This window comes from Pseudomonas sp. DL (genome assembly GCF_047199225.1).
Taxonomy (GTDB): domain Bacteria; phylum Pseudomonadota; class Gammaproteobacteria; order Pseudomonadales; family Pseudomonadaceae; genus Pseudomonas; species Pseudomonas aeruginosa.
Genome location: NZ_CP178323.1, coordinates 2,698,378 through 2,721,755, shown reverse-complemented (window position 1 = coordinate 2,721,755; position 23,378 = coordinate 2,698,378). Strand labels below are relative to the sequence as shown.

At 68.2% G+C, this 23,378-nt stretch carries 20 protein-coding genes; 6 read left to right on the top strand and 14 right to left on the bottom strand.

Annotation, left to right across the window (positions count from 1 at the left end):
- Nucleotides 1–45: 45 nt before the first annotated feature.
- On the top strand, nucleotides 46–1,299 hold the full coding sequence (locus ACI766_RS12980) for an ankyrin repeat domain-containing protein (RefSeq protein WP_003116870.1): 1,254 nt from the start codon (nucleotides 46–48) through the stop codon (nucleotides 1,297–1,299).
- A 3-nt stretch (nucleotides 1,300–1,302) separates the two neighbouring features.
- Here ACI766_RS12980 and ACI766_RS12975 read toward each other — a convergent pair whose 3' ends face one another.
- Together ACI766_RS12975 and ACI766_RS12970 are read right to left on the bottom strand one after the other, a co-directional pair.
- Complete coding sequence (locus ACI766_RS12975; protein ID WP_003089860.1) at nucleotides 1,303–1,920, bottom strand: DUF2185 domain-containing protein; 618 nt, start codon at nucleotides 1,918–1,920, stop codon at nucleotides 1,303–1,305.
- A 251-nt stretch (nucleotides 1,921–2,171) separates the two neighbouring features.
- Entirely contained in the window at nucleotides 2,172–3,518 is a 1,347-nt protein-coding gene (locus tag ACI766_RS12970; RefSeq protein ID WP_003109544.1) for an OprD family porin, read from the bottom strand.
- 362 nt (nucleotides 3,519–3,880) lie between these two features.
- On the opposite strand from ACI766_RS12970, the gene ACI766_RS12965 reads away from it, so the two are divergent.
- On the top strand, nucleotides 3,881–4,099 hold the full coding sequence (locus ACI766_RS12965; RefSeq protein WP_003120082.1) for a hypothetical protein: 219 nt from the start codon (nucleotides 3,881–3,883) through the stop codon (nucleotides 4,097–4,099).
- A gap of 157 nt (nucleotides 4,100–4,256) precedes the next feature.
- On the opposite strand, the gene catA is transcribed toward ACI766_RS12965, so the two are convergent.
- The 3 genes from catA to ACI766_RS12950 are packed head-to-tail and all read right to left on the bottom strand — an operon-like array spanning nucleotide 4,257 to nucleotide 6,677.
- Entirely contained in the window at nucleotides 4,257–5,189 is a 933-nt protein-coding gene (gene catA, locus ACI766_RS12960; RefSeq protein WP_003122649.1) for a catechol 1,2-dioxygenase, read from the bottom strand.
- 44 nt (nucleotides 5,190–5,233) lie between these two features.
- Nucleotides 5,234–5,524, bottom strand: coding sequence for a muconolactone Delta-isomerase (gene catC / locus ACI766_RS12955; protein WP_003089864.1), 291 nt, complete (start codon nucleotides 5,522–5,524; stop codon nucleotides 5,234–5,236).
- A 31-nt stretch (nucleotides 5,525–5,555) separates the two neighbouring features.
- Nucleotides 5,556–6,677: a muconate cycloisomerase family protein gene (locus ACI766_RS12950; protein WP_009876532.1), complete on the bottom strand. Its 1,122-nt coding sequence runs from the start codon at nucleotides 6,675–6,677 to the stop codon at nucleotides 5,556–5,558.
- A gap of 161 nt (nucleotides 6,678–6,838) precedes the next feature.
- On the opposite strand from ACI766_RS12950, the gene ACI766_RS12945 reads away from it, so the two are divergent.
- Complete coding sequence (locus ACI766_RS12945; RefSeq protein WP_003089870.1) at nucleotides 6,839–7,711, top strand: LysR family transcriptional regulator; 873 nt, start codon at nucleotides 6,839–6,841, stop codon at nucleotides 7,709–7,711.
- Between the two features lie 8 nt (nucleotides 7,712–7,719).
- Here the strand turns inward: ACI766_RS12945 and ACI766_RS12940 are convergent, their stop codons facing one another.
- The gene (locus tag ACI766_RS12940; RefSeq protein ID WP_003116868.1) at nucleotides 7,720–8,721 is read right to left on the bottom strand and encodes an AraC family transcriptional regulator; all 1,002 of its coding nucleotides are present in this window, start codon (nucleotides 8,719–8,721) and stop codon (nucleotides 7,720–7,722) included.
- A gap of 316 nt (nucleotides 8,722–9,037) precedes the next feature.
- On the opposite strand from ACI766_RS12940, the gene antA reads away from it, so the two are divergent.
- Genes antA through antC form a run of 3 tightly spaced genes read left to right on the top strand, consistent with a single transcriptional unit; the run spans nucleotide 9,038 to nucleotide 11,961 of the window.
- Nucleotides 9,038–10,432 (top strand): anthranilate 1,2-dioxygenase large subunit, encoded by a 1,395-nt coding sequence (antA, locus tag ACI766_RS12935; protein WP_003113310.1) that lies wholly within the window; start codon nucleotides 9,038–9,040, stop codon nucleotides 10,430–10,432.
- Nucleotides 10,429–10,920, top strand: a complete 492-nt coding sequence (gene antB / locus ACI766_RS12930) for an anthranilate 1,2-dioxygenase small subunit (protein ID WP_003116865.1) — start codon at nucleotides 10,429–10,431, stop codon at nucleotides 10,918–10,920. Before antA ends, antB begins: the two co-directional genes overlap by 4 nt.
- An 18-nt stretch (nucleotides 10,921–10,938) precedes the next feature.
- Entirely contained in the window at nucleotides 10,939–11,961 is a 1,023-nt protein-coding gene (gene antC, locus ACI766_RS12925; protein ID WP_003109538.1) for an anthranilate 1,2-dioxygenase electron transfer component AntC, read from the top strand.
- Between the two features lie 5 nt (nucleotides 11,962–11,966).
- On the opposite strand, the gene ACI766_RS12920 is transcribed toward antC, so the two are convergent.
- From ACI766_RS12920 to ACI766_RS12885, 8 genes are all read right to left on the bottom strand, one after another.
- Nucleotides 11,967–12,728, bottom strand: coding sequence for a 1,6-dihydroxycyclohexa-2,4-diene-1-carboxylate dehydrogenase (locus ACI766_RS12920; protein ID WP_003113313.1), 762 nt, complete (start codon nucleotides 12,726–12,728; stop codon nucleotides 11,967–11,969).
- Nucleotides 12,729–12,753: 25 nt separating this feature from the next.
- Nucleotides 12,754–13,767, bottom strand: coding sequence for a benzoate 1,2-dioxygenase electron transfer component BenC (benC, locus tag ACI766_RS12915; RefSeq protein ID WP_023084194.1), 1,014 nt, complete (start codon nucleotides 13,765–13,767; stop codon nucleotides 12,754–12,756).
- A gap of 33 nt (nucleotides 13,768–13,800) precedes the next feature.
- A complete protein-coding gene (benB, locus tag ACI766_RS12910) occupies nucleotides 13,801–14,289 on the bottom strand; it encodes a benzoate 1,2-dioxygenase small subunit (protein WP_003120077.1) in 489 nt (162 codons plus the stop codon).
- Entirely contained in the window at nucleotides 14,286–15,653 is a 1,368-nt protein-coding gene (gene benA, locus ACI766_RS12905) for a benzoate 1,2-dioxygenase large subunit (RefSeq protein ID WP_023089180.1), read from the bottom strand. Before benA ends, benB begins: the two co-directional genes overlap by 4 nt.
- Nucleotides 15,654–15,769: 116 nt before the next feature.
- Nucleotides 15,770–16,726 carry an AraC family transcriptional regulator gene (locus tag ACI766_RS12900; protein ID WP_003109534.1) on the bottom strand — a complete coding sequence of 319 codons (957 nt, stop codon included), beginning with the start codon at nucleotides 16,724–16,726 and terminating at the stop codon, nucleotides 15,770–15,772.
- 206 nt (nucleotides 16,727–16,932) lie between these two features.
- Complete coding sequence (locus ACI766_RS12895) at nucleotides 16,933–20,088, bottom strand: efflux RND transporter permease subunit (RefSeq protein ID WP_023086172.1); 3,156 nt, start codon at nucleotides 20,086–20,088, stop codon at nucleotides 16,933–16,935.
- 22 nt (nucleotides 20,089–20,110) lie between these two features.
- Nucleotides 20,111–21,565: an efflux RND transporter periplasmic adaptor subunit gene (locus tag ACI766_RS12890; protein WP_087823686.1), complete on the bottom strand. Its 1,455-nt coding sequence runs from the start codon at nucleotides 21,563–21,565 to the stop codon at nucleotides 20,111–20,113.
- A gap of 52 nt (nucleotides 21,566–21,617) precedes the next feature.
- On the bottom strand, nucleotides 21,618–22,904 hold the full coding sequence (locus ACI766_RS12885; protein ID WP_003113317.1) for a TolC family protein: 1,287 nt from the start codon (nucleotides 22,902–22,904) through the stop codon (nucleotides 21,618–21,620).
- Nucleotides 22,905–23,378: the final 474 nt, after the last annotated feature.

Here is a 23,378-nt window from a genome sequence, read left to right as displayed (position 1 = left end):
TCGCCGTGCTAGAGTGGCCGCCCCGAATCGACAGGACCACAGAGAATGGAACTCTCCCCCGCCGAACGCCAACTCCTGCTGGCCCATCGCCTGGCCGTGTTCGACGGCTGCGTGGTGTACGACGCCCAACCGCCGGTGTCCGCCGAACACGTCCAGCGTCTTGCCGAAGGCCTGGCCGGACCGATTCCAGAAGACCTGCTACGCCTCTGGCGCACCTGTTTCGGCGGGCGCCTCGGCTATGACCTGGAAGTCGACTACGACGGCCACCGCCACCCGTTCTCTTTCAGCGAACTGTTCTATCCGGACAGCGACGGCTACCACGACCTCTGGGGCTGGATCGAACACGAGCGCGAGCTGGCGGCGGAAGCCGCGGCAGAAGAAGGCCGCGACTGGAACGGCAAGCTGGCCTACCTGCCGTTCGGTGGCTTCGAGTACCTGGAGCGGCTCTACGTCTGCGTCGAACCCGGCCCCGAGCATGGCGCGGTAATCGCCTGGAGCCACGGCCTGCCGCCGGCCTGGGCCGGACGCCTGCACCAGGATTCGGTGACGCGCCTGGCCGACGATGTCGGCGGGCTGTTCCGCCTGTTGTCCTTCGAACAGGATCCGTTCGATGCCGAGAACGCCTGCGGCGTGGCCGACGAGCTACTGGAAGCGCTGGACGCCCTGGAGGCCGCTGGGGAGCCCGGCAAGGCGCTGAAGGGCCGCCTGGAAGTCCTGCTGCGCCAGCGCATCCTCGACTGGCGGCCGGCCCTCGCCGACGGCAGCCTGGCCGCCGAGCCAAGGCTGCGTCAACTGGCCCTGGCCGAAGCTGCGCAAGACGGCGACATCGACCTGCTGCAACGCCTGCGCGATGCCGGCTGCGACTTCGCCGAAACCTTGCGCGGACGCGGCGGTGTGCTGGAGGCCTGCCTCGCCCGCGGGCGCCTGGAGGCCGCCAGATGGCTGCTCGACCAAGGCGTCGCGGTGCACCAGGACAGCCTGCAGATTGGCGCCGCGCACCTCGATGCGGTCCTGGCCGAACGCCTGTTGCGGCTCGGCGCGATCTCCGACCCGAATACGGTGCTCCTCGCCCTGCAATACGGCGACGCCGACGCCGCGCGGATCATGGCGCGACCGCTGCTGGAGGAGTCGCCGGCGAGGGCCAGCGCCCTGCGTCTGGCCCTCGCCAGCCGCGCCGAGCGCGAGCGCAGCGACGCCAGGCGGGTCAGGTCGGGAAAGATGGGCAGCAACCGCAGTCCCGACGACTACCTGGCCCTGGCCGAGCGCCTGGAGCGCTTCCTCGCCGAGCTGCCAGGCTGAGGCTCAACCCTCCGGTCCCTGCACCTCGATGAAGGAACCGTCGGCCAGCCGCTCGAACGCCCGTCCCGGCGGCGCGTCGAGCAGCGGCAGGATGCTGTCGTCGGCGTTCAGCACCGAGCCCAGGCTGACGTAGGCGGTGGTCCCGGCGGTATTCATGTAGTCGTCCGACTCGTCGCCGGCCATCAGCCGCCAGCCGCTGTCGTTTTCCTCTTCCGGCGCCTCGCGGTAGAGGTAGCCGACCGCCTTCCCCTCGTCTATCACCCGGCGCGTCACGAAGCAGCGCCGGGCATAGCGCGAGATCGGCGTTTCCCGCGGGTCGTGCTCGGTGTTGATGATGTGCCGCGCCTCGAAGACGATGCGCTCGCCCAGCGACAGGTCGCGGATGTATTGCGGATAGTTGTCCAGGCGGCCGCTGAAGGCGCCATCCGCCTCGATGCCCTCGACCGTCACCCAGAGCCGCTCGGCGCGCGGCGCATCGGGGTTGTCGGTATCGAAGGCGAAGATCAGCTTGACGCTTTCCCCGGCGGCGACCCGGTCGATGGTCTCCGCGTCCGGTTTGTAGAAGGTGTAGGGATGGCGGACAGCGATCGCACTGGCGTCCACCAAGGTCCACGAGGCCATGTCGACTCCCGCTTGGCTGGCTACGCGGCGCCCGTAGCCTGGGCTGCCACGGGCACGCCGGTGCCCGGGCGGCATGGGTGGAATGGCGTGGCCGAGGTTCGGGTCGCGGCGCCCACCGGCAGGTCGAAGCCATGCCCGGCCAGGAACCGCCCTTCGGCCCGCCTACCCAGAGGAAAGTAGCAGCGCCGCCGCGCAGCCGCCAGCAACGGGCTGTCGCAGAGCGCCGCCCCGGACGGGGCGGCGGCGCGCCTTCAGAGGACTTGCAGCGGGTATTCGACGATCAGGCGGACTTCGTCGAGGTCCGACTCGAAGCTGTCGGAGCGCACGGTGGCCTGGCGCACGCGGAACGCCAGGTCCTTGGCCGCGCCACCCTGCACCACGTACTTGACCTCCACGTCGCGTTCCCAGCGGCCCTGGTTGGTCAGCGGGTTGCCGTTGGCGTCGGTGCGCATGTAGACGCTGTTGGCATTCGAATAATCGGCGTCCCAGCCCTTGCCATAGCGGGTCATGAAGCTCAGCCCCGGCACGCCGAAGGCGGCCATGTCGAGGTCGTAGCGGAGCATCAGCGAGCGTTCCTTGGGCGAGTTGAAGTCGCTGTACTGGATCGAGTTGTCCAGGTAGATGGAGTCGGTCTGGCGCAGGTAGTCGAAGTCGTCGTCGCCGTTGTTGCGCTGGTACGACAGCAGCACCTGGTGCGGACCGTAGGCGAAGCCGCCGCGCACGCTCCAGATGTCGTTGTCGAGTTCGCCCATCACCTGCCTGCCCTGGTCCTTGACCTTGTAGTAGTTGGCGCCGCCGAGCAGGGACAGCTTGTCGTCCAGCGGATAGTTGAAGCTGGTGCCGGCGTAGTACTGGTCCCAGGCGTCCTTCTGGCGGCTGCCGTAGAGGCTGACGCTCCAGTGCTCGGTGGCCTGGTAGTCGCCGCCGGCGTAGGCGACCCACGGCGAGTCGATGCGCCGGCCGGTGTAGAAGCTGTAGAAGTCGTCGCTGCCGCTGGTGCTGTTCGGTTGGGTCATCGAGTTCAGCTTGCCGGCCTGCAGGGTCAGGCCCTTCGCCAGGCTGTCGTTGACCAGGGTGAAGCCACGGAAGCTGGAGGGGAACAGCCGGCTGTTGCCGTACTGGATCACCGGGGTTTCCGGGAACACGTCGCCGACCCGCAGCACGGTGCCATACCAGCGCAGCTTGACCGCGCCGCCGGCTCGCGAATAGTCGTCCTGCGGCCGCCCCTGGTCGTCATAGGGCAGCAGGTCGACGCTACCGCCGGCGCCGGAACGCCCGCCGCCGCTGTCCAGGCGCACGCCGAGCTGGGCGAAGGCGTCGATGCCGACGCCCAGCGTGCCCTGGGTGAAGCCCGAGGAAAAGTTGGCCATGAAGCCCTGCACCCACTCCTCGGTGTAGCCGCCGCCCGCCGGGCTCGATTGGCCCTTGCGGAAGTCGCGGTTGAAGTAGAAGTTGCGCAGCAGCAGGTTGACCTCGCTGCCCTCGATGAAACCTTCCTTGCTCCGCTCGGCGTTCTCCTCGGCGACGGCCGAGGCCATCAGTCCGGCGCCCAGCAGCAGTGGAAGCGTCCACAGTCGTTTCTTTCCATCCCCTTGCATGGCGATTGCTCCAGATCGGTTCATGTCTGTTTTTCTTCTGCGGCCATGCCTTGCGGCGCTGGCTGTGCGTGAACTTCTGGTCGATCGCGCCCCCGCGCAGTCCTGCCGCAACCGGCATTGACCGTGGGGCTGATTCTGGAACCGGGGAAATGACGCAGACATGAGGCGGGGATTACTTTTCCGCAATCTTAACTCGCACTTAATGCGCTTCGCGCAGACTCCTCCGCCATGCAACGGAGCATCGCCGAAGTTATCGGAAACGTAATTTTCCACTCACCCTCGGGTAATCCGTCCGCTCTTACTCTTTGCTCAAACGGGACGAATACCTCGCCCCGGCGACGAGCCAACCCGAGAGGTTTGCCATGAAGATCATCCCGATGCTGCTGGCCGCCCTGCTGGCGACCGGCGCCGCCACTACCCAGGCCCAGGACGGCAGCGAACGCTCCTGGCAGTACAACGCCGAATTCCGCGCCGCGCAGAAAGAACTGCGCGAAAAGCGCCTGCAGAAGCAACAACTGGAAGCGCAAGCGCAGAAGACCGACCGCAGCAAATGCGCCGAGCGCAAGAACGGCAACGGCTGAGCAGCCTTTCACCGAGCAATACACTTGTCCTTTTTGGGTTGCTCCTTTGGACAAGTCCTGAGGCGCCAGTCATGGCGCCTTTTTTTATCCGCCGTCGCGCCTGGCGAAAGAAGGCGGCATGGTCGCCAGCGACCAGCCGCCCTCCCCGTTTCCCACCTTACTCCTGCAATGCCCGCGGCCGCTGGCTGCGGCGCTCGGCGGCGGGCGCCGGGCTGGACTGGAGCTGGAAGTCGAAATCCAGTTCGGCGAAGCGTCCGCCCTCCACGCCGCGGTCGCGGGCCGCGGCGGGGTCGTCGTTGAAGCGCAGGTCGCCGATCAGCCCATCGCGGGTGGCATAGGCGAAGTCGTCCCACAGGTAGCGGTCGCCCGCCAGGTTGATCTGGGTGGTCAGGTGGCGATGGCCGGGCGCCGAGACGAAGAAGTGAATGTGCGCCGGCCGCTGGCCGTGGCGGCCGAGGCGGTCGAGCAGTTCCTGGGTCGGGCCGTCGCTCGGGCAACCGTAGCCGGACGGCACGATGCTGCGCGCACGGTAGCGGCCGTCGGCGTCGGTGCGGATGCGCCGGCGCAGGTTGTATTCGGACTGGCTGCTGTCGAAGTAGGAATAGGTGCCTTGGGTATTGGCGTGCCAGACATCGACGATGGCCCCGGCCAGCGGCTGGCCGTCGGGACCGCTGACGCGGCCCTGGAGGAACATCACGGTGCCGGCGTCGCGGCCGTCGTCCATCCGTGCCTCGCCATCGCTCAGCGGCGCGCCGGCGACGTACAGCGGCCCTTCGATGGTGCGCGGCGTGCCGCCGGTGAGGCCGGCCTCGGCGTCCTGGGCGTCGAGCAGCAGGTCCAGGTAATGCTCCAGGCCCAGCCCGGCGGCCAGCAGGCCGGCCTCCTGGCGGCTGCCCAGGCGGTTCAGGTAGTCCACCGCTTTCCAGAATTCGTCGGGCGTGACCTGCATTTCTTCGATCAGCTTCGCCGTGTCGTCGAGGATGCGCCGCACCAGGGCCTTGGTGCGCGGATCGCCGCGTTCGTTGAGCTGGCCGCTGGCCTCTTCGAAGAAGCGCTGGACGTCGGCAGTCTGGGAAATCTTCACGGTCATGGCGTTTGCCTCTGCTTGTTGTTGTCGGGCGTGGGAAGGGAATCTCAGCGGTCGTCGGCATGGATCGACGAGGGATGCCGGCAAAGCCCGTCGATCTCGATGTCCATGTAGGGAAACAGCGGCAGCCGGGTCAGGGTGTCGTGCAGCGCCTCGACGCTGGGCAGGTCGAACAGGCTGTAGTTGGCGTAGTGCCCGGCGATCCGCCAGAGGTGCCGCCAGCTGCCCTCGCGCTGGAGGCGCTGGGCCATTTCCTTCTCCTCGGCCTTGAGCCGCTCGGCCTGTTGCGGGTCCATGTCGACGGGCAACTTCACGGTCATCTTCACGTGGAACAGCATCGGTCGTTTCTCCTCTGTCTGCGGGACGGCTTCAGCACCGGCGGAAGCGCGCCAGGCGCTCCTCGTCGAGCGCCAGGCCGAGACCCGGCGCACGCGGCACGTGCAAGTGGAAATCCTGGTAGCGCGGCGACTCGAGGAGGATGTCCTCGGTCAGCAGCAACGGGCCGAACAGTTCGCTGTGCCAGGCCAGGCGGTCGAGGGTGACGAAGGCGTGGGCGGCGGCCAGGGTGCCGATGCCGCCCTCGAGCATGGTCCCGCCGTACAGGCCGATCCCGGCCGCCTCGGCGATCGCCGCGCTACGCAGCACCGCTCGCGGTCCGCCGTTCTTGGCGATCTTCAGAGCGAACACCGGGGCGGCGCCCTCGCGAGCCAGGTGGAAGGCATCCTCGACGCTCTCGATGGCCTCGTCGGCCATGATCGGCGCGCCGCCGCGGCTGCTCAGGCGCGCCAGGCCTACGCGGTTGTGGCGGGCGATGGGCTGTTCGATCAGGGCGATGCCGTTGTCGCCGAGCGTCGCGCAGGCACGCTGGGCAACGCCTTCGTCCCAGGCCTGGTTGACGTCCACCCGCACGCTGGCGCGCTCGCCGAGGGCGCGCTTGATGGCGATCGCGTGGGCCACGTCGGCATCCACCTCACCGGCGCCGATCTTCAGCTTGAAATGCCGGTGGCGGCGCAGGTCGAGCATCCGCTCGGCTTCCTCGATGTCGCGGCCGGTGTCGCCGCTGGCCAGGGTCCAGGCCACCTCCAGGCTGTCGTGCAGGCGGCCGCCGAGCAGTTCGCTGACGGCCAGGCCGAGGCGCTTGCCATGGGCGTCGAGCAAGGCGGTCTCGACCGCCGAGCGGGCGAAGGTGTTGCCCCTGATGTGTCGGTCCAGGCGCTGCATCGCGGCATTCACGTTGTCCGCCGGCTGGCCCAGCAGCAACGGGGCGAAATGCGCGTCGAGATTGCTCTTGATGCTCTCCGGGCTCTCGCTGCCGTAGGCCAGGCCACCGATGGTGGTGGCTTCGCCGAGGCCCTCGATGCCGTCGCTGCAACGCAGGCGGAGGATCACCAGGGTCTGCCGGTTCATGGTGTGCATGGCCAGCTTGTGCGGGCGGATGGTCGGCAGGTCGACGATGATCGACTCGAGGCTTTGGATCACGGCTTGGCTCATTCTCGGGGGTCCACCAGGGTTGCGGTCGGGTTTTCGACGGTTCGCTGCTCAAGGCTCGCTCGATACCGAGCGGGTTTCGCCGTCGTTTCGGCCAAGCATCCATCGCCTTCTTCACTGGGGTCCAATATCATCTTCCTCTCGAACCATACCCTGGAGGTATCATGGAGCTTCGTCACCTGCGCTACTTCCAGGCGCTGGCCCGGACCCTCAACTTCACCCGCGCCGCCGAGCAGTTGCACATCGCCCAGCCACCGCTGAGCCGGCAGATCCAGCAACTCGAGGAAATGCTCGGGGTGGCCCTGCTGGAGCGCGGCCGGCCGCTGCGCCTGACCGAAGCCGGGCGCTTCTTCCACGAACAGAGCGCGACGCTCCTGGACCAACTGGAAAGCATCTGCGACAGCACCCGGCGGATCGGCCAGGGCCAGCGCCAGTGGTTCGGCATCGGCTTTGTGCCCTCGGCGCTGTATGGCGTGCTGCCGGAGCTGATCCGCCACCTGCGCGGCGACCCGGAGCTGGAGCTGGGCCTGCTGGAGATGACCACCCTGCAACAGGTCGAGGCGCTGAAGAGCGGGCGTATCGACATCGGTTTCGGACGCATCCGCATCGACGACCCGGCGATCCGCCAGAGCGTGCTCAGCGAAGAGCCGCTGGTCGCCGCCCTGCCCGCCGGGCACCCGTTGCTCGGCCAGCCGCTGAGCCTGGAGCGCCTGTCGCGCGAGCCGTTCGTGCTCTACCCCGGCCAGCCGCGGCCGAGCTACGCCGACCACGTGCTGGCGCTGTTCGCCACCCACGGCCTGAGCCTGCGCGTGACGCAATGGGCCAACGAGATGCAGACCGCCATCGGCCTGGTCGCCGCCGGACTCGGCGCGACCCTGGTGCCGGCCTCGGTGCAGTTGCAGCACCGCGACGACGTCGCCTACCAGGCCCTGGCCGACGCCTCCCTGACCTCGCCGATCATCGTCAGCCGGCGCCAGGGCGACGGCTCCCCGCACCTGCGGCGCTGCCTGGCGCTGATCGGCCGCGAGGACGCCTGAACGCCCTCTCAGGAGCGCCGCGCAGCGCGGCGCTGGGTCATGCTCGGGGTTTCCTCGAAGCGCTTGCGGTAGTCCACGGAGAAGCGTCCGAGGTGGCTGAAGCCCCAGCCCAGGGCGATCGTCGAGATGCTGCGGGCGCCGCCGCTGGCGAGGATTTCCTCGCGCACCGCGGCGAGCCGGTAGTGCTTCAGGTAGCTCATCGGTGACACCCCGAAGTAGCGACGGAAGCCCTCGAACAGCTTGAACCGCGAGACCCCGGCGGCGCGTTCCACGTCCTCCAGGCTCAGGGTCTCGCGGGCGTTGGCCTGGAGAAACTCGCGGGCGCGCAGCAGGTAGTGCGGCGGGCGCCCGCCAAGGCCCTGCTGCAGGGCCTCGCTGTAGTTGTTCGGCTGGGCCAGGATCAGTCCCTTGATCAGCGCGCGTTCCAGGTCGCTGCTGAAAAACGCCTGGGCGTAGAGTTCGCTGCGCGCCATCTCCTCGCTGATGTGCCGCACGGTGCGCCACCAGGACGCGGAGGCGCCATCCAGGGCATCCATCTCCGGATCGAAGCGCAAGGGCGTATCGATCGGCCGCTGCAACATCTCCTCCAGGACCTTGCGCATCGCCGTGCGGCCGATCACCACCTGCAGCTTGCGGCAGTCCCCGGCGATGCTCAGCTCCTGGCGCTCGTTGGGCGCGATGATCACCCCGCGGCGGACGTCGGAGAGCAGGCGCAGCCCGCCCCGGCACAGCTCCTGCTCGCCGCTGAGCGGCAGGCTCAGGCTGTAGGCGTTGAACGCCGCGGCATCCTCGACGGTGATGGTGACGTCGGTACCGTAGCCGATGTAGCCAAGGGTGGTGCACATCGACTTCAGCACGTTGCCGTGGTGCTCGAACTGCACCAGTCCCGGGCTCGCCGCTTCGAGCCGGTGCGGCCCGCAGACCTTCGACATCCAGGAACGGGCGGCGGCCAGGTCCAGGTGGTCGGCATGGAGATCGCCACGATCGGCGACGGGATGGGTCCTCATCATGGTTCGGCACTCGACACGGCAAGGCTGGGGGTGCGCTCTGCTGGCGCTCTGTTTTCAGCAAAATGCAAGGCATATGCCGGCGCAAGGCCGACTCCCCGCATCCTCCACTATCCGGATAGCGTTCGCCGACTTTCCGGACAAAGCGTCCGCCGCAAGCGCCGCTCGAACCTCGGCCGAGCCCTCCGCGAGCCCCCCGGCCGCTCCTCGGCGGCCGCGGATTTTCGGGATGCGCATCGTCGACTAAGCGGATAGCCCGCCCCCGCTCGCGGCCGTTGAATGGGTCACCCATAACGACAACGCACAAGGGTGAGAACGCATGAACGCTACTCGCAGAAGCCTCGAACAGTGGCGCGACTATGTCGGCGGCTGCCTCGACTTCCGTCCCGAGGAGGGCATCTTCCGCATCGCCCGGGACATGTTCACCGAACCGGAGCTGTTCGACCTGGAGATGGAGCTGATCTTCGAAAAGAACTGGATCTACGCCTGCCACGAAAGCGAACTGGCCAGGCCCCACGACTTCGTCACCCTGCGCGCCGGACGCCAGCCGCTGATCGTCACCCGCGACGGCAACGGCCAGTTGCACGCGCTGGTCAACGCCTGCCAGCATCGCGGCGCGACCCTGGTGCGGGTCGGCAAGGGCAACCAGTCGACCTTCACCTGTCCGTTCCATGCCTGGTGCTACAAGAACGACGGCCGGCTGGTGAAGGTCAAGGCGCCGGGCGAATACCCGGAAGGCTTCGACAAGGCCACCCGTGGCCTGAAGAAAGCGCGCATCCAGAGCTACAGGGGCTTCGTCTTCGTCAGCCTGGACGTCGCCGGCGAGGACGACCTGGTGGACTTCCTCGGCGACGCCCGGGTGTTCCTCGACATGCTGGTGGCGCAGTCTCCCAGCGGCGAGCTGGAAGTGTTGCCCGGCACCTCCACCTACACCTACGAAGGCAACTGGAAGCTGCAGAACGAGAATGGCCTGGACGGCTATCACGTCAGCACAGTGCACTACAACTACGTAGCCACCGTGCAGCACCGCCAGCAGGTCGAGGCCGAGCGCGGCGGCGTGGCCGCCACCCTCGACTACAGCAAGCTCGGCGCCGGCGACGCGGCCACCGACGACGGCTGGTTCTCCTTCGCCAACGGCCACAGCGTGCTCTTCAGCGAGATGCCCAACCCCGCCGTACGCCCCGGCTACGCCAGCGTGATGCCGCGGCTGGTGGCGGAATACGGCCAGGCCCGCGCCGAGTGGATGATGCATCGCCTGCGCAACCTCAATCTCTACCCCAGCCTGTTCGTCATCGACCAGATCAGCTCGCAGCTGCGCATCGTCCGCCCGCTGGCCTGGAACCGTACCGAGATCGTCAGCCAGTGCATCGGCGTAAAGGGCGAGTCGGACGCCGACCGGGAGAACCGGATCCGCCAGTTCGAGGACTTCTTCAACGTCTCCGGGATGGGCACGCCCGACGACCTGGTGGAGTTCCGCGAAGCCCAGCGTGGCTTCCAAGCCCGCCTGGAGCGCTGGAGCGACATCTCCCGCGGCCACGGCAAGTGGCTCGAAGGCGCGACGCCGAACAGCCAGGCGCTGGGTATCGCGCCGCTGCTGACCGGCACCGAGATCACCCACGAAGGCCTCTACGTCAACCAGCACGCGCATTGGCGGCGCTTCCTCCTCGACGGCCTGGAGCGCCTGGCCCTGCGCGCGAAGGAGGTGACCCCATGAACGCCGGACTGCAGTACCGCGTCGAACAGTTCCTCTACCGCCACGCCGAACTCTGCGATGCCCAGGACTGGGACGGCTACCTCGCGCAGTTCGACGAACAGTGCGAGTTCCACCTGCCGCAGTGGGAGTCCGAGCAGCGCTACACCCGCGATCCGAAGCGCGAGATGTCGCTGATCTACTACCCCAGCCGTGCCGGCCTGGAAGACCGGGTGTTCCGTATCCGCACCGGCAAGGCCGCGTCCACCGTGCCGATGCCGCGCACCCTGCACCAGATCGGCAACGTGCGCATCGCCGAGGAAGGCGAAGGCCTGCTGCGAGTGCGGGTCAACTGGCAGACCCTGTTCCAGCGCCTGGACCAGACCGGCAGCTTCTTCGGCCATGCCACCTACCGCCTGAAACCCCATGGCGAGGCCTGGCTGATCGCGCGCAAGCACATCGTCCTGCTCAACGACCGGATCGACTCGGTCCTCGACTTCTACCACCTCTGAACGGCGGGCCCCGTCACGATGAATCACAAAGTCGCCCTCAGCTTCGCCGACGGCAAGACCCTGTTCCTGCCCGTCGGCCACGACGACCTGCTCCTCGACGCCGCCCTGCGCCACGGCATCAACCTGCCGCTGGACTGCCGCGAAGGGGTCTGCGGCACCTGCATGGGCCGCTGCGAGGCGGGCAGCTACAGCCTGGACTACGCCGACGAGGACACCCTCTCCGCCGCCGACCTGGAGCAGCGCAAGGTGCTCGCCTGCCAGACCCGGGTGCGCTCCGACGCGGCCTTCTACTTCGACTTCGCCTCGACCCTCTGCCACGCCGCCGCGGCCCAGGCGCACAGCGGCGTGGTGCGCGAACTGCGCCTGCTCTCCGAGGACACCGCGCTGCTCCGCCTCGACGCCGGCGCCGCGGGCCGCCAGTTGGACTTCCTGCCCGGCCAGTACGCGCGCCTGCAAGTACCCGGCAGCGACTGCCGGCGCGCCTACTCCTTCGCCAACCGGCCGAATCCGCAGAACCACCTGCAGTTCCTCATCCGCCTGCTCCCGGGCGGCGCCATGAGCGACTACCTGCGCCAAGGTTGCCGGGTCGGCGACGAGATCCGCTTCGAGGCGCCGCTGGGCACCTTCTACCTGCGTCAGGTGGAGCGCCCGTTGCTGCTGGTGGCCGGCGGCACCGGCCTGTCGGCGTTCCTCGGCATGCTCGACGAACTGGCCGAGCGCGGCTGCGAGCGGCCGGTGCATCTCTACTACGGGGTACGCCGCGCCGCCGATCTCTGCGAATTGCAGCGGATCGCCGGCTACGCCGAGCGGCTTCCCGGCTTCCGCTTCGTCCCGGTGCTCAGCGAGGCGGACGCCGACTGGGACGGCCGGCGCGGCTACCTGCACGAGCATTTCGACGCCGCCCGCCTGCGCGACGAAGCTTTCGACCTCTACCTGTGCGGGCCGCCGCCGATGGTCGAGGCGGTCCGCCAGTGGCTGCGCGAGCGCTCCCTGGAGCATCTACGGCTGTACCTGGAGAAGTTCACCGAAAGCGGCGACTGATGCGCTCAGCCGAGGTCGCCGCCAGCTACCGGCAGGGTCACGCCGGTGATGTAGGACGCCTCGTCGGAGGCGAGGAAAAGGATCGCCGCGACCTGCTCGTCGATGCTGCCGTAGCGCTTCATCAGGCTGCTGTCGAGGGTCTGCTCGACGATCTGTCGATACCAGCGCCGCTCCTCCTCGCTCTGCGCCGCGGCGTTGCGCGGAATCCTTCGCGGCGGCGCGTCGGTGCCGCCCGGCGCCACCGCGTTGACGCGGATGCCCTGGTCGGCGGTCTCGAACGCCAGGCAGGCGGTCAGCGCGTTCACCCCGCCCTTGGCGGCGCCATAGGGCACCCGGTTGACCCCGCGGGTGGCAACCGACGAGACGTTGACGATCGCCCCGCTACCCTGCCCCAGCATCGCCGGCAGCGCCGCGCGGCAACACCACAAGGTGGGCAGCAGCGAACGCCGCAGCTCGGCCTCGATCTCGTCCTCGGCGTAGTGCTGGTAGGGCTTCGCCCAGAGGGTGCCGCCGACGTTGTTGACCAGGATGTCCAGCCGGCCGAAACGCTCCAGGGTCCGCTCCAGTACCCGCTGGCATTCGGCATAGCGCTCCAGGTCGGCGGTCAGGCACAGGCAGGCGTCGCCGGCCAATTCGTGGACCAGCTCGGAGCGGTCCACCGCCACCACCCGCGCGCCTTCCTCCAGCAGGCGCCGGGCCACGCCCAGGCCGATGCCCTGGGCGGCGCCGCTGACCAGGGCGACCTTGTCGCGGAATCTGTCGTTCATGGGAATCTCCTTGGCTCGCTCGGGTTCAGGCCGCGCTGGCGGCGAACTTTTCGTAGTAGAAATTCGCCGGGCGCACGCCCTGCTCGCGCAGGTAGCGCTCGACCACCTCGACCATCGGCGGCGGCCCGCACAGGTAGATGTCGACGTCGCCCTCGTGCAGGTGCTGCGCGGCGATGTGCTCGGTCACGTAGCCCTTGCGCGGATAGTCGCTGTCGGCGCTGGCCACGCAGGCGCTCCAGGTGAAGCCGGGAATCCGTTCGGCGAACGCCTCCAGGCGCTCGAGCCCGACCAGGTCGACGTCGTGGGTCACCCCGTAGACCAGGTGCAGCGGGTGCGCGCTGCCCTGCTCGGCGATCCGTTCGAGCATCGCGGTGAACGGCGCCAGGCCGGTGCCGCCGGCCAGCATCAGCAGTGGCCGGTGAATCTCGCGCAGGTAGAAACTGCCCAGCGGGCCGTCCATCGCCAGGCTGTCGCCGGCCCTGGCCGTGCCACTGAGGAAGCCGCTCATCAGCCCGCCGGGGACGTTGCGGATCAGGAAGCTGACCTCGCCGTCCTTCGCCAGCGAGCTGAAGGAGTAGGCGCGGCGCTGCTCGCTGCCGGGCACCTGGAGGTTGACGTACTGCCCGGGCAGGAACGCCAGGCTGGCCAGCGCCTCGCCGCGCAGCGACAGGCCGATGGTGCTCGGCGACAGTTGCCGGACTTCGCTGATGCGCGCCTCGTAGCGCGCCTGGCCGGTCCTGCACAGGGTCGAGGACGCCGGCACGCGCAGCACGCAGTCGCTTTCGGCGCGCATCTGGCAGGTCAGCACGTAGCCGCGGGCGGCTTCCTCGGCGCTGAGGGCATCGTCGATGTAGTCCTGGCCCAGCGCATAGCGCCCGGCCTCGGCCAGGCACTTGCAGGTGCCGCAGGCGCCGTCGCGGCAGTCCAGGGGGATGTTGATGCCCTGGCGGTAGGCCGCGTCGGCCACGGTCTCGCCGGGCGCGGCATGGATGAAGCGGGTCACCCCGTCTTCGAAGTTGAGTGCGATCCGATGGTTCATGGCATGTCCCTCGACAGCCCGCCGGCGCGGGCGTCAGACGTGGTAGACGTCGATCAGCTGGCGAACGTAGTCGTTCTTCAGGATCACTTTCTTGGCCTTGATCAGCGGACTCTCGCCGCGTACGTCGAGGTCGTAGAAGGTGGTGCCGAAGTAGCTGTCCACGGTCTTGTAGCGATAGCTCAGGGTGTGCCAGTTGCAGCGCGCGCGGCAGATGCCGTCGTCCTCACCGAGCAGTTCGATGTTGCTCAGGTTGTGCGAGGTGCGGGTGTCCGGCAGGGTCGCGCTGGAGCGCTCGGTGCGGATGCGGAATACCCGGTCCTCCAGACCGCCGCGGTTGCCGTACCAGATCAGCGAGATTTCCCGCTGCGGGTCCTCGGTGAGCTGGTCGCGGTCGTCCCAGGACGGCATCCAGAAACTGGCGTCCGCGGCGTACAACGCCAGCCAGGCGTCCCAATCCTTGTCGTCGAGATAGCGCGCCTCGCGGTAGAGGAAATCGCGCAGGGCGTCGTAGCCCAGGCTCATGACGCCACCTCCCGCAGCGCCACGCGCTGCGTCCGTTCGCGCTCCAGGGCGGCGAGCAGCGCCTCCTGCCAGTAGCGATGCTGCAATACGAACAGCCCTTCGTCCTCGGTGCGCACGCCGCTCAGGCGCGGCCGCAGGTCGATGGCCGCGGCCGCCGCGTCGGCGCCCTCTATCCAGTGTTCGGCGCCGCGCGACAGGTCGTTCCAGCCGACCACGCTGCCCTGGTAGCCCTGCTGGCAGGAACGGAACTCCTCCAGGTCGTCCGGGGTGGCCATGCCGCTGACGTTGAAGAAGTCCTCGTACTGGCGGATGCGCCGGGCGCGCGCCTCGGCGCTCTCGCCTTTCGGCGCGATGCAGTAGATGGTGATTTCCGTGCGGTCCACCGACAGCGGCCGGGCGATGCGGATCTGCGAGCTGAACTGGTCCATCAGGTAGACGTTGGGGTACAGGCAGAGGTTGCGCGAGTTCTCGATCATCCAGTCGGCGCGGGCCTCGCCGAAGTCGCGGGCAAGCTCGGCGCGGCGCTCGAAGGCCGGCCGGTCCTCGGGGTTGGCCCAGCGACTCCAGAGCAGCATGTGGCCATGCTCGAACGAGTAGAAGCCGCCGCCCTGCCGGGCCCAGCCCGCGGCGCTCATGGTCCGCAGCGGGTCCGCGGCGTCGCGCTGCTGGCGCTGGCTCTGGGTCGCCGCGTAGTTCCAGTGCACCGAGCTGACGTGGTAGCCGTCGGCGCCGTTCTCGGCGGTGAGCTTCCAGTTGCCTTCGTAGACATAGCTGGAAGAGCCGCGCAGCACCTCGAGGCCTTCCGGCGACTGGTCGACGATCATGTCGATGATCTTCGCCGACTCGCCCAGGTGCTCGGCCAGCGGCCTGACATCGGGGTTGAGGCTGCCGAACAGGAAGCCACGGTAGGACTCGAAGCGCGCCACCCGGGTCAGGTCGTGCGAGCCCTCGCAGTTGAAGCCCTGCGGGTAGCCGGCCTCGGCCGGGTCCTTGACCTTGAGCAGCTTGCCGGAGTTGTTGAAGGTCCAGCCGTGGAACGGACAGGTATAGCTGCTGCGATTGCCGCTCTTGTGCCGGCAGAGCATCGCGCCACGGTGGCTGCAGGCGTTGATGAAGGCGTTGAGCTGGCCGTCGCGGTTGCGCGCGATGACGATCGACTGGCGGCCGATCTGGGTGGTCAGGTAGTCGTTGACTCCGGCAACCTGGCTTTCGTGGGCGAGATAGACCCAGTTGCCCTCGAAGATGTGCTTCATCTCCAGTTCGAACAGGCGTGGATCGGTGAACATCTCCCGCTTGCAGCGGTAGACGCCGCTCTCGGGGTCTTCCTCGAGCAGAGAACGCAAGTAATCGCTACCCAGGGACATGGCCGGGGCCTCCGTTGTTATTGTTCAGGCCCGGTCAGGTTAGGTAGCGCGTGCTGCTGGGGATATCCGTTGCCTGCGGATCGCTGGCCGATTCCTGCACGCCGTGGCGGTCGGCGCTAGGCGCGCCGGCGCAGGGTTTCCGAAGGCAGCTCGCCGAACTGCCGGCGATATTGCTCGGCGAAGCGGCCGAGGTGGGCGAAACCGAAGTCCAGGGCCAGTTCGGTGAGGTTGCGTACCCGGCAGCCGGGGTCTTCCAGGCAGGCGCGGATGCGCTCCAGGCGCAGCCGGCGAATGTATTGCCGAGGGCTCTCGCCAAGCTGGCGCTCGAACAGCGCGTACAGCGAACGGGTGCTCATGTGCGCCTGCTCGGCCAGCGCCGCGACCTCGATCTCGCTCTGCAGATGGCGGCGGATGTAGGCATCGAGGCGGGCGAAGACGACCTGCGCATCGCCGGGGTCCTCGCGGCTGACGTTGGTCTTCAGCAGGGTCAGCAGCTTGCTGCCGAGGATCTGCTCGAAGTGGCTGTCGACCCGCGCCAGCCGCTCGCCGGACTCGGCCTCGCGGCAGACCAGGGCGAGCAGGCCGACGAAGCCTTCCAGCTGGTCCAGGCGATAGCGATGTTCGAGGAAACGCACGCCGCGCGCCGGATGGCTCCAGCGCTGCTCGGCGCAGATCGCTTCGAGCAGCGCGCAGGGCAGCTTGACGATGAATTTCTCGCAGTCCGCCGAATAGGTCAGGTCGACCGGATCGTCCGGGTTGATCAGCAACAGCTCGCCCGGCGCCAGGGCGTGTTCCTGCCCGCCGCCGCGCCACAGGCAGTGGCCGCGCAGGAGGATCTGCAGGTGGAAGATGCTCTCCAGCGCCGGCGAGGTGACCCGTACCGCCGCGCCGTAGCTGATCCGGCACAGGTCGAGGCTGGCGAAGGTGCGGTGGTCGAGGCTGGCTTGCGGCCTGCCGGCGGCCGGCAGGCGTATGCAGTGCGTACCGACGTGCCGGTTGACATAGCCGGACACCGCATAGGGGTCGGCACGTTCGAACACCCGGCTGCGCTCGCTGAGCAAGGAGGCATTCATGGGCAGGACACTCAGGCTGCTATCGTTGTTGTTATCGCCGCGCGGCGCCAAGCGCCGGGCGCGGAAGGTCCACCCACACTACGCAAGCCCTCCGCCGGCGACAATCCGGGCCGGCAATCGCGTGCGGTAATCGAACGGAATCCGTCCAACGGCCAACGAAAAAGGGCCGCCAGGGTTTCCCCTGCCGGCCCGCTTGCGCGCCCGCTTCAGCCGGCCGCCGGCGTCTCCTCGCGCGGTCCGGCGTCGCGCTCGTGGGTCCAGCGATAGAGCACCGGCAGCACCAGCAGGGTCAGCATGGTCGAGGACAGGATGCCGCCGATCACCACCGTCGCCAGCGGCCGCTGCACCTCGGCGCCGGTGCCGGTGGCCAGGGCCATCGGCACGAAACCGAGGGACGCCACCAGGGCGGTCATCAGCACCGGACGCAGGCGGGTGATGGCGCCCTCCCACACCGCCTGGTCGAGGCTGCGTCCTTCCTGCAACAGGTTGCGGATGAAGGAGATCATCACCAGGCCGTTGAGCACCGCCACCCCGGACAGGGCGATGAAACCCACCGCCGCCGAGATCGACAGCGGTATCCCGCGCAGCCACAGGGCCAGCACCCCGCCGGTGAGGGCGAAGGGGATGCCGGTGAACACCAGCAGGCCGTCCTTGACGTTGTTGAACATGGCGAAGAGCAAGGTGAACACCAGCAGCAGCGCCACCGGCACCACTACCTGCAAGCGCTTGGCGGCGGACTGCAACTGTTCGAACTGGCCGCCCCAGGTGGTCCAGTAGCCGGCCGGGATCTTCACCCCGTCCTGCAGCTTCTGTTGCGCTTCCAGCACGAACGAGCCGATGTCGCGGCCGCGCACGTTGGCGCTGACCACGATGCGCCGCTTGCCGTTCTCCCGGCTGATCTGGTTCGGTCCCGGCGAGAGGTCGAGGCGCGCCACGTCCGACAGCGGGATGAAGTCGATCCGCGCCAGGTTGTTCGGCGGCAGCGGGATCAGCAGGTTGGACAGTGCCGGCAGGTCGGCGCGCAGGGTTTCCGGCAGGCGGATGACGATGTCGAAGCGGCGGTCGCCCTCGAACAGGGTACCGGCGTTGCGTCCGCCGAGGGCGGTGGCCACGGTGTCCTGGATGTCGCCGACATTGAGGCCGAAGCGTGCCGCCTTGTCGCGGTCGATGTCCACCGTCAGCACCGGCAGGCCGGTGGTCTGCTCGACCTTCACCTCGGAGGCGCCGTCGATGCCTTGCAGCACCTTGGAGATCTTCTCCGCGGTGTCGTTGAGCACCTGCATGTCGTCGCCGAAGACCTTCACCGCGACGTCGCTGCGCACCCCGGAGATCAGTTCGTTGAAGCGCAACTGGATCGGCTGGGAGAACTCGTAGACGCTGCCCGGCACCTCAAGGGCCGCGGCCTGCAATTCTTCCAGCAGCGCCTCCCGCGACTTCTTCGGGTCCGGCCACTGGCTCTGCGGCTTGAGCATCACGTAGCTGTCGGAGGCGTTCGGCGGCATCAGGTCGGAGGCGATCTCGGCGGTCCCGGTGCGGGCGAAGACCCGCTCGATCTCCGGGAACTTGCCCATCAGCTTCCTCTCCAGGGTCTGCTGCATCTCGACCGACTGGGTCAGGCTGGTGCCCGGCACCCGCAGGCCCTGCATGGCGAAGTCGCCCTCGCTGAGGCTGGGAATGAACTCGCTGCCCATCCGCGAGGCCACCAGCCCGGTGAGCAGGATCGCGCCGAGGGCGCCGCCGACCACCAGCGCGCGGTGCCCGAGCACCCAGCGCAGCGCCGGTTCGTAGGCCAGACGCGCGCGGCGCATGACGAAGTTCTCCTCCTCCTTGACCTTGCCGGTGATGAACAGCGCGATCGCCGCCGGGACGAAGGTCACCGAGAGGATCATCGCGCCGAGCAGCGCGGTGACCACGGTGAACGCCATCGGGTGGAACATCTTCCCCTCGACCCCGGTGAGGGCGAAGATCGGCAGGTACACCACCATGATGATGATCTGGCCGAAGACCAGCGCCCGGCGCGCCTCCCTGGACGCGGCGAAGACCTCGTGGAAACGTTCCGCGCGGGTCAGCTGGCGGCCGTGGTGGGCCTGGGCGTGGGCCAGGCGGCGGATGGCGTTCTCGACGATCACCACGGCGCCGTCGACGATGATGCCGAAGTCCAGCGCGCCGAGGCTCATCAGGTTGGCGCTGACCCTGTTGCCGACCATCCCGGTGAAGGTGAACAGCATCGACAGCGGGATGATGGTGGCGGTGATCAACGCCGCGCGGATGTTGCCGAGGAACAGGAAGAGCACCGCGATCACCAGCGCCGCGCCTTCCACCAGGTTCTTCTTCACCGTGGCCACGGCCTTGTCCACCAGGGTGGTGCGGTCGTAGACGGTGATCGCCTTGACCCCCTTGGGCAGGGTCCGGTTGATCTCCTCCAGGCGCTGGCCGACCGCCTGGGCCACTTCCCGGCTGTTCTCGCCGATCAGCATGAACACCGTGCCGAGCACCACTTCGCGGCCGTTCTCGGTGGCCGCGCCGGTGCGCAGCTCCTTGCCCAGGCCGACCTCGGCGACGTCGCGGATACGGATCGGCACGCCGTCGACGTTGGAAACGATTATCCCGCGGATATCGTCCATGTCCTTGACCTGGCCCGGCGCGCGGATCAGCAACTGCTCGCCGCGCCGCTCGATGTAGCCGGCGCCGACGTTCTCGTTGTTGCGCAGCACGGCGTTCTGCAGGTCGCCGAGGGTCAGCTTGTAGGCCGCGAGCTTCTTCGGATCCGGGGCGATGAGGAATTGCTTGGCGTAGCCGCCGATGGTGTTGATCTCGGCCACGCCCTTCACGTTGCGCAACTGCGGACGGATGATCCAGTCCTGGATGGTGCGCAGGTCGGTGGGCGTGTAGGCGCTGCCGTCCTCCTTGGTCGCGCCCTCCTCGGCCTCAACCGTCCACAGGTAGATCTCGCCGAGACCGGTGGAGATCGGCCCGAGGGTCGGCGAGATGTCTTCCGGCAGTTGCTCGCGCGCCGTGCTCAGGCGTTCGTTGACCTGCTGGCGGGCGAAGTAGATATCGGTGCCCTCCTCGAAGATCACCGTCACCTGGGAAATCCCCGGCCGCGACAGCGAACGGGTTTCCTGCAAACCCGGCAGGCCGGCCATGACGGTCTCCACCGGGTAGGTGATCCGCTGCTCCACTTCCAGCGGCGAGTAGCCGGGGGCGGCGGTATTGATCTGCACCTGGACGTTGGTGATGTCCGGGACCGCGTCGATGGACAGCTTCTGGTAGCTGCCGATGCCGACCCCGGCCATCCCCAGCACCGCCAGCAGGACCAGCCAGCGTTGCTCGATGGCGAATTGGATGATGCGTTCGAACATGCGAAGACTCCTGGAGCGGGACTCAGTGACCGTGTTCCGCCGAGCCCTTGCCCAGTTCGGATTTGAGGATGAAGCTGCCGCTGGCGGCGACCTGGCTGCCGGCGCGCAGGCCCTCGAGGACCTCGACGCGCTGGCCGTCGCTGATGCCCAGCTTGACCGGCTGGACCACGAAGCCATCGGCCACGCGGACGAACACCACGTCCTCGCCGTCGACGTTCTGCACCGCGCCGTCGGCGACCGTCAGGACTTCCTTGCGGGTCGCCTCGGCCACCTGCACGGAAACGAACAGGCCCGGGCGCCAGGTGCTCTCGGGGTTGCTCAGGGTGACCCGGGCGGTGGCCGCGCGGGTCTGCTCGCCGAGCAGGTCGCCGATGTAGGACACGGTGCCCTCCACCTCGCTATCCAGCGCCTGGGCGAGCACCTTGACCTTGCTGCCGACGCGGACCTGGCCGAGCAGTTGCGCGGGCACGTTGAAGGTGGCCCAGACCGAGGACAGGTCGGACAGGGTGAAGACGTTGGCGGTGCCGTCCACCGGCTCGCCCTGGGTCAGGTGCTTTTCCACCAGCACCCCGGCGAACGGCGCGCGCAGCTCGTAGCGGTTGCCGCCCTGCAGGCTGGGATTGCCGCCGAGCGCGGCGATCTTCGCCCGCGCGTTGTTCAGCGCGATCTCGGCTTCCTGCAAACCCTGGCGGGCGAGCAGGAATTCCTGCTCGGCGGAAATGCCCTCCTTCCACAGCTGCTGCTCGCGCTTGTAGGTGCTCTGTGCCAGGCTCAGGCGGCGCTGGGCGGCGGCGAATTCGCTGCGCTGGTCGGACAACTGCGGGCTGCTGATCACCGCCAGCAGCTCGCCCTGCTTCACCGCCTGGCCAAGATTGGCCGGCACGCTGTCGACGATCCCCGGCAGGCGCGGGACGATATGCGCGGTGCGGTCCTCGTTGAAGCGGATCTCGCCGGGCAGCGAGACCACCTGGGCCAGGCTGATCGTCCGCGCCGTATCGAGGGTGATGCCGGCGGCCTCGATCTGCTCGGCATCCAGCTCCAGCTTGCCCTCCTCGCGGGTGAAGGCGAAGTCGTAGCCCTGCTTGCCGGCCATCAGCTTGAGGCGCGCGGTGAAGGCATGCGGCTCGGCGATCCCGGCATTGGCCACCAGGCCATCGCCGCTGGCCTTGAACAGCAGGTCCTCGACCTCGCCGGTGGCACGCTCGACGTCGGCGCCGAGGACCACCTCCTGCGGCGCCAGCGCCTTGCCGCCGCGCTCGACCCAGGCCTTGAGCGGGCTGCCGTCCTCCGGCACCAGCAGTTCCAGGGTCAGGTCGCCCTGGCGCAACAACATGCCGCCGCGCGGTCCGCTGCCCTCGCCCTCGGCGACCGCTTCGCCGGCGCCGGCCGGCGCCTTGCCGCCCAGCTCCAGGTAGGCGCCGCCGCCCAGGCCGAGCAGTGCCAGTGCGGTCACCGCGATAATCGTCTTCTTGCCCATTCTGTTCTCCCGAACCGTTCGGGGGGCGCGCCGGCGGCCCGCCCCGGAAATCTCACTGGCCGAGGTGGCCGATGTCTTCGCCGAGCAGGCGCTCCATGCTCACCCGCGCCTGTGCCGCGGCGTCCAGCGCGCGCACGTACTGGGCACGGACGCCGACCAGGGTGCGCTGGGCATCGAGCACGTCGAGGAAGTTGAACTTGCCCATCTCGAAGCCGCGGGTCATCGAGTCCAGCGCGCTCTGTGCGCCGGGCAGCAGGTCGCGACGGACCAGCGCCAGCTCCTGTTCCGAGGTGCGCAACTGGTCGTAGGCCTGTACCGCTTCGCTGCGCAGGCGCAGCAGGGTCGCGCGCTGCAGGTCGCGGGCCTGGTCGGCGCGGCTCTGGGCGGCGTAGATGTTGCCCTGGTTGCGGTCGAACAGCGGCAGCGGCATCGACAGGCCGATCAGGTTGACCCGTTCGCCACGTCCGTCGCGGGCGGTCTGGTCGTACTTGCTGCCGATGCTGACCGTCAGGTTGGGGATGCGCTGGCGCTTCTCCAGGTCGACCTGGGCCTCGCCGCGCGCTACCTCCTGGGCCGCCAGGCGCAGGGTCGGCGACTCGTCGAGATGGCGCAGCAAGGCGCCACGGGTGATGCTCGCCGGCACCGCGTCGAGCGCGCCGCCGACCCTGGCGAAGCCTGGCTGCGGCTCGTCCCAGGTGCTCGACAGCTGCACATAGGTGCGCTGCTGCTCCAGCTCCGCCTGGCTCAGGTCGAGCTGGGCGTTGTCCGCCAGGACCTGGGCGCGAACCCGTTCCACCGAGGAGATGCTGCCGGCCTTGACCCGTCGGTCGGCGGCCTGCAGAGCGCGCCTGGCCAGGTCCAGGGAGGTCTTCGCCAGGCGCACCCGCTCCTGCGCGGTCAGCGCCGCGTAGTAGGCGCCGCGGACCTGGGCCCGCAGTTCGGCGCGACGGACTTCCAGTTGGGTCCAGGCGATCTCGCTGCCGCGTTTCGCCACCTCCACCCGCGCACCGCGCTTGCCGCCCAGCTCCAGCGGCTGGGCGATGCTGACGCTGGTCTGGCGATTGCCCTGGCGGGTGTCCTCGACGCTCCAGGACAGATCCGGGTTGGGGATCAGCCCGGCCTGCTGCCGCGCGCCGCTGGCGATCTCGGTCTCGCGCCCCACCGCCGCCAGCTCGGGGTTGCTCCGCAGGGCCCGCTCCAACGCCTGCTCGAGGCTGATCGAAGTACCGTTGAAACTCACCGGCGCCTCGTTCGCCAGGGCCGGCAGGCCCAGGCAGAGTCCCATCAGTAGCCAGCAGGCGCGTTTCCCCGCGCTGGCCAGTGGCCGAAGTATCGGCATGTTCCGCTCCTCGTCTGCTGATCGTCGTCGGCGACGGCGATCCATTACCGGCCCGGAACCACGCAACCGTTCATCGGCGATATCTCGCCGGCGATATTCGAAGTTGCACTTCCGGGATGCGGCAGATGTTAGGTAGCGGGGCTTATCGGCAAGGTGACGGAAGAATTACAAGTCGGTAATGAATATTCTCCACGGACAATTAGCGGTTACACTTCGGCAACCTTCGAAGAGACTGGCAATAGTTGGATGAAACATAGGGACAAAGCAACATGCGCTTACAAAAGGCATTGCCCCTCACGCCCAGCGGTGCTTGCGCCGCGGACATTTCCAAAGTTCTCAGGCGGACTCCCGGGAGAACTACCCGGTCATTCGATAATTATCATCGAAGCAGCGCAACGATATGAAATTACATTTCCAGGATTCTATCCAGGCAACGCCCGCAATGTAACTTTATAGCAATGCACTTAAACATTT